This window comes from Sphingomonas faeni (assembly GCF_023195535.1).
Taxonomy (GTDB): Bacteria; Pseudomonadota; Alphaproteobacteria; order Sphingomonadales; family Sphingomonadaceae; genus Sphingomonas; species Sphingomonas faeni_B.
This window is the reverse complement of the sequence record NZ_JALPNF010000014.1, coordinates 1-14,557: the sequence shown is the minus strand read 5'-3', so window position 1 is coordinate 14,557 and position 14,557 is coordinate 1. Positions and strand designations below refer to the sequence as shown.

At 66.1% G+C, this 14,557-nt stretch carries 16 protein-coding genes and 1 tRNA gene; 8 read left to right on the top strand and 9 right to left on the bottom strand.

The features are described from left to right. Positions 1-155: 155 nt before the first annotated feature. The 3 genes from SPHN_RS17245 to SPHN_RS17235 are packed head-to-tail and all read left to right on the top strand — an operon-like array spanning position 156 to position 2,771. The gene (locus SPHN_RS17245) at positions 156-800 is read left to right on the top strand and encodes a Tim44/TimA family putative adaptor protein (RefSeq protein ID WP_248525037.1); all 645 of its coding nucleotides are present in this window, start codon (positions 156-158) and stop codon (positions 798-800) included. A 2-nt stretch (positions 801-802) separates the two neighbouring features. Then, on the top strand, positions 803-2,161 hold the full coding sequence (gene mltA / locus SPHN_RS17240) for a murein transglycosylase A (protein ID WP_248525092.1): 1,359 nt from the start codon (positions 803-805) through the stop codon (positions 2,159-2,161). Next, positions 2,136-2,771, top strand: coding sequence for a Smr/MutS family protein (locus tag SPHN_RS17235; protein WP_248525034.1), 636 nt, complete (start codon positions 2,136-2,138; stop codon positions 2,769-2,771). Before mltA ends, SPHN_RS17235 begins: the two co-directional genes overlap by 26 nt. Before the next feature lie 199 nt (positions 2,772-2,970). Here SPHN_RS17235 and dapE read toward each other — a convergent pair whose 3' ends face one another. The 3 genes from dapE to SPHN_RS17220 all read right to left on the bottom strand — a co-directional run bounded on the left by dapE (position 2,971) and on the right by SPHN_RS17220 (position 6,318). Then, positions 2,971-4,086: a succinyl-diaminopimelate desuccinylase gene (gene dapE, locus SPHN_RS17230; RefSeq protein WP_248525032.1), complete on the bottom strand. Its 1,116-nt coding sequence runs from the start codon at positions 4,084-4,086 to the stop codon at positions 2,971-2,973. Continuing rightward, positions 4,083-4,754, bottom strand: coding sequence for a glutathione S-transferase (locus SPHN_RS17225; RefSeq protein WP_248525030.1), 672 nt, complete (start codon positions 4,752-4,754; stop codon positions 4,083-4,085). The genes dapE and SPHN_RS17225 overlap by 4 nt, the downstream gene beginning before the upstream one ends. A gap of 100 nt (positions 4,755-4,854) precedes the next feature. Continuing rightward, on the bottom strand, positions 4,855-6,318 hold the full coding sequence (locus SPHN_RS17220) for a S41 family peptidase (protein WP_248525091.1): 1,464 nt from the start codon (positions 6,316-6,318) through the stop codon (positions 4,855-4,857). Between SPHN_RS17220 and SPHN_RS17215 the strand changes: the two genes are divergently transcribed. Next, entirely contained in the window at positions 6,230-6,430 is a 201-nt protein-coding gene (locus tag SPHN_RS17215) for a hypothetical protein (protein ID WP_248525094.1), read from the top strand. The two genes, SPHN_RS17220 and SPHN_RS17215, sit on opposite strands and share 89 nt — an antisense overlap. Here SPHN_RS17215 and yihA read toward each other — a convergent pair. From yihA to SPHN_RS17185, 6 genes are all read right to left on the bottom strand, one after another. Next, on the bottom strand, positions 6,423-7,040 hold the full coding sequence (gene yihA / locus SPHN_RS17210) for a ribosome biogenesis GTP-binding protein YihA/YsxC (RefSeq protein WP_056052878.1): 618 nt from the start codon (positions 7,038-7,040) through the stop codon (positions 6,423-6,425). The genes SPHN_RS17215 and yihA overlap by 8 nt on opposite strands. Positions 7,041-7,099: 59 nt before the next feature. Next, positions 7,100-8,809, bottom strand: coding sequence for a membrane protein insertase YidC (gene yidC / locus SPHN_RS17205; RefSeq protein ID WP_248525027.1), 1,710 nt, complete (start codon positions 8,807-8,809; stop codon positions 7,100-7,102). Next, positions 8,806-9,063, bottom strand: a complete 258-nt coding sequence (gene yidD, locus SPHN_RS17200; protein WP_248525026.1) for a membrane protein insertion efficiency factor YidD — start codon at positions 9,061-9,063, stop codon at positions 8,806-8,808. The genes yidC and yidD overlap by 4 nt, the downstream gene beginning before the upstream one ends. A gap of 196 nt (positions 9,064-9,259) precedes the next feature. Further along, a complete protein-coding gene (gene rnpA, locus SPHN_RS17195) occupies positions 9,260-9,595 on the bottom strand; it encodes a ribonuclease P protein component (protein ID WP_248525025.1) in 336 nt (111 codons plus the stop codon). Positions 9,596-9,651: 56 nt separating this feature from the next. Continuing rightward, positions 9,652-9,786 (bottom strand): 50S ribosomal protein L34, encoded by a 135-nt coding sequence (gene rpmH, locus SPHN_RS17190; protein WP_031393806.1) that lies wholly within the window; start codon positions 9,784-9,786, stop codon positions 9,652-9,654. Positions 9,787-9,873: 87 nt separating this feature from the next. Further along, complete coding sequence (locus SPHN_RS17185; RefSeq protein ID WP_248525024.1) at positions 9,874-10,185, bottom strand: hypothetical protein; 312 nt, start codon at positions 10,183-10,185, stop codon at positions 9,874-9,876. Positions 10,186-10,306: 121 nt separating this feature from the next. Between SPHN_RS17185 and SPHN_RS17180 the strand changes: the two genes are divergently transcribed. The 4 genes from SPHN_RS17180 to SPHN_RS17165 all read left to right on the top strand — a co-directional run bounded on the left by SPHN_RS17180 (position 10,307) and on the right by SPHN_RS17165 (position 13,916). Continuing rightward, complete coding sequence (locus SPHN_RS17180) at positions 10,307-11,815, top strand: YifB family Mg chelatase-like AAA ATPase (RefSeq protein WP_248525023.1); 1,509 nt, start codon at positions 10,307-10,309, stop codon at positions 11,813-11,815. A gap of 66 nt (positions 11,816-11,881) precedes the next feature. Continuing rightward, positions 11,882-11,966 (top strand) — tRNA-Leu (locus SPHN_RS17175). A 44-nt stretch (positions 11,967-12,010) separates the two neighbouring features. Continuing rightward, complete coding sequence (locus SPHN_RS17170; RefSeq protein WP_349238516.1) at positions 12,011-13,207, top strand: tyrosine-type recombinase/integrase; 1,197 nt, start codon at positions 12,011-12,013, stop codon at positions 13,205-13,207. A 19-nt stretch (positions 13,208-13,226) separates the two neighbouring features. Beyond that, a complete protein-coding gene (locus SPHN_RS17165) occupies positions 13,227-13,916 on the top strand; it encodes a hypothetical protein (RefSeq protein ID WP_248525020.1) in 690 nt (229 codons plus the stop codon). Positions 13,917-14,557: the final 641 nt, after the last annotated feature.

The following is a 14,557-nucleotide window of genomic DNA, read 5'->3' as shown; positions in this document are numbered from 1 at the left end:
TGCGAAGAAGCGTGAAATAGGGACCGAAGCGGCACGCTTGCGCGTTCATGTCGGTCAGGGGGCTGCGAGTAGCAGTGCCGACCGGGCGTTTCAACGGGCCCGGGTTTGAATAAGCGCAGCTTTGGCCTATGTTAGCCCGAAGATCGGAGGCACGGTTGTTTTACGTAGTTCTTCTCGCGATGGTTGCAGGCTTTTTGGCGATGCGACTGTATAGCGTGCTCGGCAAGCGGACGGGGCATGAACAGCCTTTGCCGCGCGCGGCCGAGGACCGTCCTGCGCTCGCCGCCGTTCCGCGAACGGTGGATGCGACGCCCGAACCCCGCGAGGTCGCCAGCCGCAACATCGAGCCGCGCGCCGAAGCGGGCCTGCGCTCGATCGTCGCCGCCGAATCCGGGTTCGACGTCAACCAGTTCCTCGAAGGCGCACAGGCGGCGTACCGCATGGTGCTCGAGGCGTTCTGGAAGGGCGACGAGGAACAACTGGGCTATCTCGCCGAAGATGACGTCCGGGCGGCGTTCGCCGAGGCGATCGCAGCGCGGGTCGCGGCCGGCGAAGTGCTCGACAACCGCCTCGTCTCGATCGAGCGCGCAGTGATCTCCGATGCGAGCGTGTCGGGTCGCGATGCGCGGATCACGGTGCGGTTCGATGCCGACATCGCGGCCGTCACGCGCGACGGCGAGGGCAATGTCCTGGCCGGGTCGCTGACCGACGCGGTCGAGACGCACGACGTCTGGACGTTCGCACGGACGCTGAAGAGTAGCGATCCGAACTGGAAGCTCGCCGACACCGACGAGGCGTGACTGTGCGCTTCAGGGGGGCGGGGCTCGGCGGACTTGGTCTCTCGCTGCTGTTGAGCGCGTGCGTCGGTAGCGTCGAGCCGCCGCGTTCGGGTCCCGCACCGGTCGATCGGGGCGGTACCGCCGACCGCGAACCTTCGCGCGAGCCGGTGCGTGTGCATCCTTCGCGCGATACGGGTGCTTCGCCCAACATCCGTGGCATCCAGATGCCGGCGCGGATCGTCGGCGCTGTGCCGATGTTGCCGATCCCCGTCGTGTCGCCGACTGCCCCGACCAATGCGGTTGCTGCCGGCGTGATCGCCGGTCCGCCGATCGCCAGCCTGCCGATCGACGAGACGCAGGCGCAGTCGGCGCTGTCGGCGTTCGTCACGAGTTGTCCTTCGCTGATGCGCCGCACCGATACGTCGGGGCTAACGCGTGGCAGCGATTGGCAGCCGGCCTGTGCGGCGGCGGCCTCGGTTCCTCGCGGCGGTGCGCGGACCTTTTTCACGCAGTGGTTCGAGGCAGTGCAGGTCGGTGACGGCAAGGCGTTCGCAACGGGCTATTACGAGCCTGAGATCGCTGGTTCGCTCGAGCGTCGCGATGGCTACGCGCCGATCTACGGGCGGCCGAACGACCTGATCGACGTCGATCTCGGTGCGTTCTCGACCAGCTTGAAGGGCAAGAAGATCCGCGGTCGCGTCGATCGCAGCAATCTCGTGCCCTATTACGACCGTACCGCGATCGAGCAGGGTGCGCTTTCGGGGCGCGCGCCGATCCTCGCCTGGGCGCGCGATCCGGTCGAATTGTTCTTCCTGCAGATCCAGGGTTCGGGGCGGCTCCGGCTGCCCGATGGCGAGATCCTGCGGATCGGCTATGCGACGCAGAACGGTCGCGATTATACCGGCATCGGGGCGCTGATGAAATCGCGCGGGTTGCTGCAACCGGGGCAGACCTCGATGCAGGGGATCGTCGCCTGGCTCCACGCCCACCCGGCCGAGGGGCAGGCGATCATGCGCGAGAACAAGAGCTTCGTGTTCTTCCGCGAACTGGAGGGGGCACCCTTGGGAGCACTCGGCCTGCCGGTCACCGGTCAGGTGAGTGCGGCGGCAGACGTCAAGTTCGTGCCGTTGGGAGCACCCGTGTTCCTGTCGCTCGACCGGCAGGATGCGAGTGGCTTGTGGGTCGCACAGGACACCGGCGGCGCGATCAAGGGCAGCAATCGCTTCGATACGTTCTGGGGCGCCGGGCCGGCGGCGGAGTCGACCGCGGGCGGGATGGCGGGACGTGGCACCGCGTTCCTGCTTCTGCCGATCGGTACGGTGCAGCGTCTCAATGGCCAAGCGAATGGGGCGCAATATGGCGGGCCGACCCCTCAACCCTGACGAAGCGCAGCTTTGGGCGCGCGTCATGGCGAGCGTCCGGCCGATGCGTGCGGTCGCGGTTCGCATTCCTGAGCGCGCACCGCCGCTGCCGCCTCCGCCGAAGCCGGTGATCGGGCCCAATGGCAAGGTCGTGCCGCCGCCACCGGCACCGCTGGGCCGGGTGAAGCCGATCGTTCGTATCGTGGTCACGCCGTTCGCCAGCCGCCCGGGTACAAAACCGGTGGCACCGCCGCGGCCGGCCGCCAAGCCGATCACCGCGAATACGCTGGATGGTGGCTGGGACAAGAGGCTGACGCGCGGCGTGGTCAGTCCCGACAGTTCGATCGACCTGCACGGGCATACGCTGGCGTCGGCGCATGCGATGCTCGATGTCGGTCTGGGGCGGGCGATCGCGCGGGGGGACCGTGTTCTGTTGCTGGTGACGGGCAAGCCGCCGCGCCCGGAGAGCGAGCGCCCGCATGCGCGCGGGGCGATCCGGTCGGCGGTGGCGGACTGGCTCGCAGGGTCGCGTCATGCGGATTCGATCGCGGCCGTACGCGGCGCGCATCCGCGGCATGGCGGGCAGGGGGCGCTGTATATCGTCCTGCGCCGCGGGCGGGGGGCCGAATAGACGGAGGTTTCTCGACCTCTCCAATACCGTCATTCCAGCGAAAGCTGGGATATTTCACCGTTCCCATATCACCCGCCAAATGGGGATACCCCAGCTTTCGCTGGGGTGACGATATTGGTAGGAATGATGGTATTCGCGGTGATGCCAGTATTTGCGGCGATGCCGGGAACGGTAGGCGACAGGGGCCTGCGTCGCTTATTTATCGCAGCGCGCGGTCGATCACGCCGGCATAGATATCCGTCAGCGCCAGCAGGTCCTCGACCGCGACTGCTTCGTCGACCTTGTGCATCGTCGCGTTGATCAGGCCGAACTCGACCACCGGGCACAGCTTCGAGAGGAAGCGCGCGTCGGAGGTGCCGCCGGTGGTCGACAACTCCGGCGTGATGCCCGTCGATGCGATGATCGCGTCTGACAGCAAAGCGGAAAACGCACCCGGCTCGGTCAGGAACGCTTCGCCCGAGACCTTGCCCGTCACTACCGCACCCGGCGCATGGCGTTCGGCAATCGTGCGAATGCGCTCGATCAGGTCGGCCCCGCGATGCCGATCGTTGAACCGGATGCTGAGCCGTGCCGACGCCTTGGCCGGGATGACGTTGTGCGCGGGGTTGCCGACCGTGATGTCGGTGACCTCGATGTTCGACGGCTGGAACCAGTCGGTGCCGGTGTCGAGCACGACGCCCTCAACCTCGGCCAAGATCGCGATCAGCCGCGGGATCGGGTTGTCGGCGAGGTGTGGGTAGGCGACGTGACCCTGACGCCCGGGCACGTCGATCCAGATGTTCACCGAGCCGCGCCGCCCGATCTTGACCATGTCGCCGAGCCGCGCGGTCGACGTGGGTTCGCCGACCAGGCACAGGTCGGGCACGATCCCGCGCGCGGCCATCCGCTCCATCAATGCGACGGTGCCGTAGGTCGCCGGACCCTCCTCGTCGCCGGTGATGATCAGCGACAGCGTGCCGGCATCGCTGCGGCTGGCGGCAGCCACGAACGCGGCAACCGCGCCCTTCATGTCGACCGCGCCGCGTCCGTACAGCAGCCCGCCGCGGACTTCGCCGGACCAGGGCGAACCGGTCCAGCCTTCGCCCGGTGGCACGACGTCGACATGGCCGGCGAACGCCAGATGCCGCGGCCCGGTCCCGCGCGTGGCGAGCATATTCTCCACCGGACCGTCCGGCGCTTCACCGACAACGAACCGGTCGACCAAGAAGCCGAGCGGCACCAGCGCCGCCTCCAGCACAGCGAATACCTCGCCGCGCGCCGGCGTGACGCTATCCGCGCGCAGCAACGCCTGCGTCAGCGCGACCGGGTCGATCATGCGGTTGCGGGCGTGGGCTGCTCATATTGCTCGAGCACCCATTCTTCTTCCTGCGCCGCCGCGATCCAGTCCTGCATGAAGGGATGCTCGAACATCGCCTGCATATAGCCGGCGGCAAAGCGCGCGATCCGCAACTGGTAGGTGACGATCCGGGTAACGACCGGCGCGAACATGATGTCCGCCGCGCCGAACTGGCCGAACAGGAAGTCGCCGCCGCCGCCGAAGCGTGCGCGCGCCTGTGCCCAGATCTCCATGATCCGCTGCAACTCGGCCAGCACGTCGTCGTCGGGGGTGCGCGCCGGAAACACCTGGCGGACGTTCATGCTGTGCTTGCGACGCAGCGCGGCAAAGCTCGAATGCATCTCCGCCGCCATCGACCGCGCCATCGCCCGTGCGGCATTGTCCTCGGGCCAGAAGCGCTCGCGCCCGACCTTGTCGGCGAGATAGTCGACGATCGCGAGGCTGTCCCACACGACCGCGTCGCCGTCCCACAGGATCGGCACCTTGCCCGACGACGGCGCGAATTCGTTCCCTGAGCGGCGCTTTTCCCAATCGGCGTCGTACATCGGCACGACCACCTCCTCGAACGGCAGCCCGGACTGCTTGCACGCGAGCCAGCCGCGCAGCGACCAAGAGGAATAGGCCTTGTTGCCGATGATCAGTTTCATGCGCGCGGTGCTAGGGGAGGGGACGGAAAGAGGCAATCGTTCCGCGTATCGCTTACGCCCATATCCCTCGTGTCCGTCTCCCCTGTCGCCACGGGATCGATCAGAACAGCCCCGGCACCTCGCGTTGGGGCGTATCGGGATGATCGGGCATCAGCAACGCATGCCCCGTGTCGGGCGCCTCCAGCGTCGCCCGCGTCTGCATGGACTGTCGATCGGCACCCGCATTCGCGCTCGTGCTTGCGCTCGAACTGGCCGTAATCGGCGTGCAACTGCGCCCGGCAAGGAAGTCGAGTGCCTGACGGGTCGACGATTCGAGCGGATCGCCCAACTGATAGGCGATATCGTCGTTCGCCCGGCATGTCGCCTCTACGGTGGTCACCAGGCCGTCATAGTAATTGCCGTTGCGCGCCGCATTCTGCGTGGCCAGCGCCACCACGCGGAGGCGGTCGTCGCAGGCCGCCCGGTCGAGTGGTATCTGGCCAACCGGCTTGCCGAAGGTGTTGGTGCCGATCAGCGCGGAATTGGTGCGCAGATACGGCGTGAAGGCGTTGATGACGATCTCGCTCGCCGACGCGGTACCGCCAGTACCGATAAAGGCGATCTTGGTCGGGGCGATCGATTCGGCCTGTGGCTTGAACAGGCGCGTGGTGTTGTTCGAGGCCTTTTCGGTCCGGAACGTGACGTAATCGAATACCTCCGCCGTCGACCGACCGCCGCCGAGCAGGTCGCCCAGATATTCCGCCGTAGCGATCAGGCCGCCACCATTATAGCGCAGGTCGACGATCACGTTGGTGATGCCCTTCGCGCGGAAATCGGCGAACGCGGCCTTCAATGCGGGCTCGGCGGTGGTGATGAACGTGCGGAGGTTGAGGTAGCCGACCTGCCGTCCGCCATCGTCGATGACCTTGGCGCCATAGCGCGTCGACACGGGCAACAACGTGAAGTCGGTCTTGGTGACGGTCACGTCGCGCGTGCCGGCGGAGTCGGCGATGCGAAGGACGCGCGACGTGCCGGCGGTGTTGGGACCCAGCGCGGTGTTGAGCCCAGCGGTGCCGTCCGACGCGATGATCGCCGACACCGTCCGCAGGTTCGCCGCGGTCGTGCCGATCGCCAGGATCTCGGTGCCGCGATCGATGCCGGCGGCGAGGGCAGGCGTATTTTCGAACGACTCCGCGGAGAACAGCCTTTGCCCGGTCTGGTCCAGAGCTAGGCGAATGCCGAACCCGGCGCTGGCGCCCGAATCATAATAGGCATCCTCTTCCCGGATCGACGTCAGATAGGTGAAGAACCGATCCTTGCGCTGCGCCCGCGCGGTTGCGGTCAGCGCATCGATGTAGGCGTCGACCGTCGTGTACGGCGCAGGGTCAAGGCTCGCCGGCAGCGTTTCCGGGAACAGATACCATTCGCGGAGCTGTGCCGCCGCCCAATCCTGGCGCTCGCGCAGCGTGCATCCCGTGCCGGTCGAGGCGGTGGGCGTGGGCGTCACCGACGAACTGCCGCCCGTCGATATCGACCCGCTGTCGCTACCCCCGCAGCCCGACAGTATCGCCGTCATGGCAAGCATCGCCCCGAACCGCATCCGCATCACGCTATCCCCTTTGGCAGGAAGCTACGGATTTCAGAGCGAATTGTCAGTCGGAAAAGAAAGCCCGGCCCGACGCTGCTCGATCAACTGACCGCTTCGACCACCGCCGCGCGGAGTTCGGGGATACCCATGCCGTATTCGCTCGACGTGACGAGGATGTCCGGATGCGCGGCGGGACGCTTGCGCGCCTCGATCGCGGTGCGCTCGGTCACCTCGACCAGTTCGGACGCCTTGATCTTGTCCGCCTTGGTCAGGACCATGCGATAGCTGACCGCAGCCTTGTCGAGCATCTCGAGGATCTCGCGGTCGACGTCCTTGATGCCGTGGCGCGAATCGATCAGCACGAGCGCCCGCTTCAACACGTCACGGCCGCGCAGGAAGTCGTTGATCAGGAAGCGCCATTTCTTGACGACGTCCTTGGGCGCCTTGGCGAACCCGTAGCCAGGCATGTCGACGAGGCGGAACGCAAGCGGCGCGCCGACGTCGAAGAAGTTCAGCTCCTGCGTGCGGCCCGGCGTGTTCGACGTGCGTGCCATCGAGTTGCGCCCGGTGAGCGCGTTCAACAGCGACGACTTGCCGACGTTCGAGCGGCCCGCGAACGCCACTTCCGGCACCGACGCATCGGGCAGGAACTCAAGCGTCGGCGCGGACTTCAGGAAGCCGACATGCCCCGCGAACAGCTTTCGCGCATGTTCCAGCATCTCGGGGGTGAACGGCGCGTCCGTCTGCTCGAGATCAGGACCTAAGTTAGGAACGTCGTTCACTTGGTCACCGGCACTTTCAGGCCCGGATGGCGGGCGTAGAGCAGCTTCTGCTGGATGATCGTCAGGACGTTCGACGTGATCCAGTAGATCTGAAGACCGACTGCGAACGGCGCCATCACGAACATCAGGACCCATGGCAGAAGCTTGAAGACCTGCTTCTGCGTGTCGTCCATCGGCGTCGGGTTCAGCTTGAACTGGAAGTACATGCTGATGCCCAGGATGATCGGCACGACACCGATCGCGATCATGTGCGGCGGCGTGAACGGCAGCAGGCCGAACAGGTTGAGCGGTGTCAGCGGATCGGGCGCGGACAGATCCTTGATCCAGAGCACAAACTCCTGATGACGCATTTCGATCGTCAGCATCAGCACCTTGTACAGCGCGTACATGATCGGGATCTGGAGCAGCGTCGGGGCGCAACCCGCAAGGGGATTGACCTTCTCCGCCTTGTAGAGCGCCATCACTTCCTGCTGCATGCGGACCTTGTCGTCCTTATACTTCTCCTGCAGCAGCTTCATCTTCGGCTGGACGGCGCGCATCGCGGCCATCGACTTGAACTGGCGCTGCGCGATCGGGAACAGCAGGCCGCGGATCGTTACGGTCAGCAGGATGATCGCGACGCCGAAGTTGCCGACCATGCGGAACAGCCAGTCGAGATAATAGAAGATCGGCTTCTCGACGATGCGGAACCAGCCCCAGTCGATCGCATAATCCAGCTTTGCGACGCCGCCGGCCTGATCGGTGTAGCGATCGAGCAGGCGGACTTCCTTGGCGCCCGCGAAGAAGCGCGACGTCTGCGTGATCGACTGGCCGGGCGCGACCTGCTTGGGCTGGAGCGCGTAGTCGGCCTGGTACGCCTTGTTGGCGCCGGCGCGGAATTGGCCGTCGAACGCCTGGCCCTGATCGGGGACGAGCGCGGTCAGCCAGTATTTGTCGGTGAAGCCGAGCCAGCCGCCGGTCGTCGTGAACTTCTGCGTGGCCTCGTCGATGTCCTTGTAGTCGGGGCGGTAATGCGCGCCGCCATTGTCGACCGACATCGGCCCGACATGGATCGTCATCGACGACGGATCCTTCGAGATGCCGACACGGTTGACGAGGCCGTAGGTAGCGACGGGGACGGGCGCGGTGCCGGCGTTCAGGACGGTCTGGCGGACCGTGAACATGTAATCCTGGTCGACCGCGATCTGGATGCGGAACCGCTGGCCGGTGGCGTTGGTCGCGTCGAGCGTGACCGGCGTGGTCGGCGTCAGCGTGGTCGCGCCCGACGACGTCCAGATGGCATCGGCGGCAGGCGGGGCCAGGCCCTGCGCGCGCCAGCCGAAGCTCGCGAAATACGCGTCCGGCGCACCGGCCGGCGAGAGCAGACGGATCGGCGGCGAGTTCTTTGCGATCGTCTCGTCATAACCCTTGAGCACGAGATCGTCGATCCGTGCGCCCTTGAGGTTGATCGAGCCGGACACGCGGGGCGTCTCGATACGGATGCGCGGGGTGCTGGCGATCACCGCGTTGCGATCACCGACGGCGGCGGCACCGTCCGCGGCCGGATCGGCAGCGGGGTTCGCCACGGGCTTGGACTTGCCGCCCTCGATCTTCGTGACCGGCGGATTCGCGGTCGGGAAGAACTTGCCCTGGATCAGCGGCCAGCCGAACAGGATCAGCGCCGCGATCACCGCGAACAGCACGAAATTCTGCTTGTCGTCTTTCACAGGGCGGCGTCTTTCAGTTTCTTGTCGATGTCTGGGTCGTGGTCGGGAACCGGGTCAGGTCCGTACCCGCCCCACGGATGGCAACGCGCGATGCGCTTCGCCGCCAACCAGCCCCCCTTGAGCGCGCCATAGCGCCCAACGGCCTCTATTGCATAGGCTGAACAGGAAGGATCGTAGCGGCAACTCGACGGCAGGACGAGCGAGGGACCGAGTTGCCACGCGCGCGCGAAGAGGATGAGGAGGCGGGCTAGCATGGTGCGGCCAAGGCCAGCACGCCCCAAGATTGTTTCCCCGTGAAGGCGGGGACCCAGACTGGGATCCCGCCTTCGCGGGAGAACAAGGAGGAGGAGTGGAGCGTCGAGTTCGACCCGCTACCACGTAACCCGAGTACCACCCCGGCGAAGGCCGGGGCCCAATTGGGGAACAGAGGTAATGAGCCGCAGCTATTCATCACGGCCGCTTTCCCATTTGGGCCCCGGCCTTCGCCGGGGTGGGGGCGCTTCCTGTTGTGTCAGCGCTCTGCGGCGTAACCTTGCGAAACGCCTTGCCCAGCTCGGTCCGCAACAAGGCGAAATCCCGCTCGACCCCGCCATTACGCCCGATCAACACATGATCGGCCCCGGCAACGCCGCGCTCCGCCAACAGCTCGCGCGCCAACGCCCGCAACCGCCGTTTCATGCGGTTCCGGACGACGGCGTTGCCGATCTTCTTGGTGACGGTAAAGCCGATTCGCATCGTCGCGTCACCGTCGTCGCGGGGGCGCATGAGCAGGACGAATCCCGGCATCGGTGCGCGCTTCCCCGCATTCGCCGCGAGAAAATCGCGGCGCTTATCGAGAATAGTTAGGCCGACAGCTTCTTGCGACCGCGGGCGCGGCGTGCGTGGATCACTGCCCGGCCGCCGACCGTCGCCATCCGTGCGCGGAAGCCGTGACGGCGTGCGCGTACCAAGTTGCTCGGCTGAAAGGTCCGCTTCATTGGTCATTCCCTAGGTCATCAAATAGAAAACGGCCGCCACGGGGACGGCCTTGATCGCTGGGCGCTTACGGAAAGGGCGGCGGTAAGTCAATTCGCACCGGCCTCGGCAGCCGCGCTTTTCGACGCTTTCGTCCGCTCGTGCCGCCGCATCGCGCTCTGCCGCCGCATCATCCGATCGACGAAATGCCCGGCGCGAGGCCAGCGCCGCTTCAATCGCGCCCATTTCAGCCGCGCCCAGCGCGAATTGCGCAGCACGAGCACCATTCCGCCCGCGAACAGGAATATCCCCGCCGGCCCCGGCAACGGCGCAAGGATCGGCGCGCTCAGGATCAAGAGAACCCCGAGCAGCAACTGGCCGATGCGCAGAATGGGGGAGCGGACAGCGTTCACGGAAGGCATGTGGGTCCGGTGTATTAGGATGGCAAGACGGCGCGGGTCGACGGCATCATGCCGCGCGTCCTTGCAGACATGGCAATTCGGGTATGAATAAGGCGTGACGTCGTGTCGCGGGGGAGCGGGCATGGCGGCGATCGTGGCGACGGTGGCGTATCTCGGGCTGGAAGCGCGTGCCGTCGAGGTGCAAGTCCAACTGATTCCAGGACTTCCCGCATTCAACGTGGTCGGATTGGCGGACAAGGCGGTCGGCGAAAGCCGCGAACGCGTGCGCGGCGCGATCGCCGGGATGGGACTGTCGCTGCCGCCGAAACGCATCGCGGTGAACCTGTCGCCCGCCGATCTCCCGAAAGAAGGGTCGCATTTCGATCTTCCTATCGCGCTGGCGTTGCTGGCCGCGATGGGGGTGGTCGATGCCGAGGCGCTGGCGGATTACGTGATCGTCGGCGAACTCGGCCTCGATGCGCGGATCACCGCGTCGCCCGGCGTGCTGCTGGCCGCGCTGCATGCGTCGGAAGTGGGGAAGGGGCTCGTCTGCCCCGCCGCGCAAGGCTCGGAAGCGGCCTGGGCTGGTGAGATCGAGGTGATCGCCGCGCCCGACCTGCTGGCGTTGCTCAACCACTTCAAGGGCCACGGCCTGCTCAGTCCGCCCAAACCCGGCATCGCCGACCAGACCGATCACGGCCCGGACCTGCGGCAGGTCAAGGGCCAAGAGACTGCCAAGCGCGCGCTGGAGATCGCCGCCGCCGGATCGCATAACCTTCTGATGGTAGGGCCTCCTGGTTCGGGCAAGTCTCTCATGGCCTCCTGCCTGCCCGGCATCCTGCCGCCGCTCGACCCCGCCGAGGCACTCGAAGTGTCGATGGTCCAGTCGGTGGCGGGCACGCTCTCCGGCGGCCGCCTGACCCGTACACGCCCGTTCCGCGCCCCGCATCACTCCGCATCGATGGCGGCGCTCACCGGCGGTGGCCTGAAGGTGAAGCCGGGCGAGGTGAGCCTCGCGCATCTCGGCGTGCTGTTCCTCGACGAACTCCCCGAGTTCCAGCGTGCCGTCCTCGATTCGCTCCGCCAGCCCTTGGAGACCGGAACGGTCAGCGTCGCTCGCGCCAATGCGCACGTCACGTTTCCTGCTCGCGTGCAGTTGATCGCGGCGATGAACCCATGTCGGTGCGGTCATCTCGGCGATGCGAGCCTGGCCTGCGCGAGAGCCCCGAAATGCGCAGCAGACTATCAGGCGAAGGTCTCGGGGCCGCTACTCGACCGGATCGACCTCCACATCGACGTCCAGGCGGTCAGCGCCGCAGACCTGATCCTACCGCCGCCCACCGAAGGCTCGGCAGAGGTTTCCATCCGCGTCGCTGCCGCCCGCGCGATCCAGTCCGACCGCTACCGCGATCACCCGGTGCGCACCAATGCGGAGGCGGATGGGGCACTGCTCGACGCGGTCGCCACGCCGGACGAGGCCGGACGGAAGTTGCTCGCCCAAGCGGCCGAGGCGATGCGCCTGACCGCACGTGGCTACACGCGCATCCTCCGCGTCGGCCGCACCATCGCCGATCTCGCCGGCAGCGACACCGTCGGCCGCATCCACATCGCCGAAGCGCTCAGCTACCGCCGCCAACCACCGAGAAACTGAGCAAGCGCGTTTTCCGATCAAGACAGCTTGCGGCAAACGAAAGCTTCGTCTAGCCAACCCGCCGCTGCCCCTGTGGCGAAATTGGTAGACGCGACCGACTCAAAATCGGTTGCCGCAAGGCATGCTGGTTCGATTCCGGCCAGGGGCACCAACCACGAATTCCAACGCATCCCAAACCGTCCCGCAAGGGGCGGTTTGTGGTGTTGTTACGTCATGCCGAGCGGGTACCGCAGCTGGCGCATGAAATTTCGATTTGCGGGCAAGGAGAAGCGTCTGGTGTTCGGGTCGTATCCGGACACGACCTTGCTCCAAGCGCGCGCGATGCGCGAGAACGCGGCCAAGCTACTGCGGGACGGGGTCGACCCGTCGGTGCACAAGGTGCAGCAGGCGGCTGCGCAGGTCGCTCGGGTGGGAGCGACGTTCAAGACGATCGCGGAGGACTGGTTGGTCAGCCAGGACGCTACCTGGTCGAAGCGGTATGCGCAGAACGTGAAGAACAGCTTCGTGCAGGACGTCTATCCGAAGCTCGGCCACCTGCCGATCGATGCGATCACGACACCGCTGGTGCTGAAGGTGCTGCGGCCGGTCGAGGAACGCGGGGCGATCGAGACGGCGCATCGCATCCGTCAGCGGATCTCGGAGGTCTTTGCCCGCGCGATCGGCAGCGGCATTGTGGCGGCCGATCCTGCCGCGGTCGCGCAACGCGCCCTGTCGCCGATCAAGCGCGGCAAGCAACCCGCTGTGCGGACAGTGGAAGCCGCGCGCATAGTCCTGCGCAAGGTCGAGGAACAGCCGGCGCATCCGTTGACCAAGCTCGCGTCGCGCTTCCTGTCGTTGACGGCCGTGCGCTCGGGCGTGCTGCGAATGGCCGAGCCGAAGGAATTCGAGGGGCTGGGCGGGTCGGAGCCGATCTGGCGTATTCCGGCCGCCAAGATGAAACTGGTCGTCGATCAGAAGGAGGATGCGGCCTTCGAATTCATCGTGCCGTTGTCCAGGCAGGCGGTCGAGACGATTACCGTCGCGATGGACTTCTCGGGGAAGGGGCCGCTGATCTTCCGCAGCGTGCGCCATCCGCGCCGGCCGCTGAGCGACAGCACGCTGAGCAAGGCCTATCGGGAAGCCGGGTTCACGGGGCTTCACGTCCCGCACGGTTGGCGATCGACGTTCTCGACCGTGATGAACGAGCTCGCGGGCGTGGAGAGCAGGGTAGGGGATCGCGCGATCATCGACCTGATGCTGGCGCACGTGCCGAGCAACAGCGTCGAGGCGGCGTACAACCGCGCCGCCTATATGCCGCGCAGGCGCGAGCTGGCGCAAGAATGGGCGGATATGCTGGTGCAGGACCTTGCGCCGCTGGAATCGTTGCTGACGGGGCTGCGGCAACACGCCTGACGCGCGCGGGAGCGACGGCATGACCGCGCGCTCCTTCAACGAGGTTACTAATGGCGTCCGCGATCGTGCTCGGTCGAACTCGTTCGTTCGGCGCAACAGCCATAACGCAGGTGGCTCGGAAGTGTCCCTCTGGCGGGCGCATAACACGTTCCCGAAGACCGAGCACAACGCGCGGATGCGCGCGGCCGAAGCGTTCGATCACCAGACGAAGCTACCGGGGAAGCGCAACGGCGCGCTCGGCGCGATCGGGCTCGAAGTGCTGCGCTGCCTGTTGCGCCTGCGAGGCCGTAAGGACGGCCGGCTGGATCCGACCTACCAGTGGATAGCTGACAAGATACATCGGTCGCGCAGCGCCGTAGGCGAGGCTCTCGACCGCCTGAAGGCGTGCGGCTTCCTCGATTGGATTCGGCGCTGCGTACCGATTGAGAACGCCGAACCTGACGAGCAGCAGAGCGAGCAGATCTCGAACGCCTTCGTCCTGCTGCAGCCGCCAACGGTGCGCGAGTGCGTCCGCCGGATGCTCCGTAAGCCGAGCGAGTTCGTCCGCGCTGTTGCCGAGAAGCTGGCACGGCAGAAGAAGTTGGACACCGCGACGGTCGACGACGTGATCGCCGAGGTCGAGAGCCCCGAACTGCGCGCCATCCTCGCCCGGGTGCGCGCTTTTGTTGATAGTGCAAATCCGCCGAGCGGTCACACAGAGGCCCTGTAAGATCTAAATATAGGAGGAACGCCCTTGGCGTGCGCAGTTTGAAGCTCCACCAAGCCCCCGAGGCCTAGAACCCAACAGGTTCAACATCCAGCGACCGCTGGTGAGCGTGCCGGCTTGCGCCGTCCCGTGCATCCTGGGGAGGATGAGTGAATTCCGTTGCGCAACGGATGCTCGTCTGGACGTGTGCGGAATGTCGGAACGCGAGCAACTGACGGTTTCCTAAACCGTAGGCCGCGTGTTCAAATCTCGCCGGGGGCACCAGCTTTTACGCCATTTTGTGCGGTTTCCGGCGCCTTTCAAACACGCGAAACACGCGAGTAGCTACGGTTTGCGTGGGCACAATAGGGGGCACAGTCTGTTCCCGCTACGTCCCCCCGCCCTTCTCGTGAATACGTCGGCAACTCGATTGAGCACACCTCGGAGCGAATTTTCGAGCGCCACTAAGCTCGAGCACCGGGGACGCACAAAAAGTGGCACATCGTACAAGCGCTTATGCGAGTGCTGGCTTGACGCCATGAACCGCCCCGGGTCTGCCGGAGGCCTTGGGTTGTGAGTCACGCCGCCATATCGATGTTGTCTGCGGCAGCATAATATTGGTGTTCGGCTTCGGCAGGCGGGATGTTGCCGATAGGCTCGAGCAG

Excerpts from the sequence above, each read along its gene's own strand:
- SPHN_RS17165 (WP_248525020.1), top strand. The coding sequence starts at position 13,227 with ATGACCGCGCGCTCCTTCAACGAGGTTACTAATGGCGTCCGCGATCGT.
- SPHN_RS17225 (WP_248525030.1), bottom strand. The coding sequence starts at position 4,754 with ATGAAACTGATCATCGGCAACAAGGCCTATTCCTCTTGGTCGCTGCGC.
- SPHN_RS17235 (WP_248525034.1), top strand. The coding sequence starts at position 2,136 with ATGGCGGGCCGACCCCTCAACCCTGACGAAGCGCAGCTTTGGGCGCGC.
- yidD (WP_248525026.1), bottom strand. The coding sequence starts at position 9,063 with ATGCTAGCCCGCCTCCTCATCCTCTTCGCGCGCGCGTGGCAACTCGGT.
- SPHN_RS17185 (WP_248525024.1), bottom strand. The coding sequence starts at position 10,185 with ATGCCTTCCGTGAACGCTGTCCGCTCCCCCATTCTGCGCATCGGCCAG.
- rnpA (WP_248525025.1), bottom strand. The coding sequence starts at position 9,595 with ATGCCGGGATTCGTCCTGCTCATGCGCCCCCGCGACGACGGTGACGCG.
- dapE (WP_248525032.1), bottom strand. The coding sequence starts at position 4,086 with ATGATCGACCCGGTCGCGCTGACGCAGGCGTTGCTGCGCGCGGATAGC.
- yihA (WP_056052878.1), bottom strand. The coding sequence starts at position 7,040 with ATGCTGGAACATGCGCGAAAGCTGTTCGCGGGGCATGTCGGCTTCCTG.
- SPHN_RS17180 (WP_248525023.1), top strand. The coding sequence starts at position 10,307 with ATGGCGGCGATCGTGGCGACGGTGGCGTATCTCGGGCTGGAAGCGCGT.
- rpmH (WP_031393806.1), bottom strand. The coding sequence starts at position 9,786 with ATGAAGCGGACCTTTCAGCCGAGCAACTTGGTACGCGCACGCCGTCAC.
- SPHN_RS17220 (WP_248525091.1), bottom strand. The coding sequence starts at position 6,318 with ATGCTTGCCATGACGGCGATACTGTCGGGCTGCGGGGGTAGCGACAGC.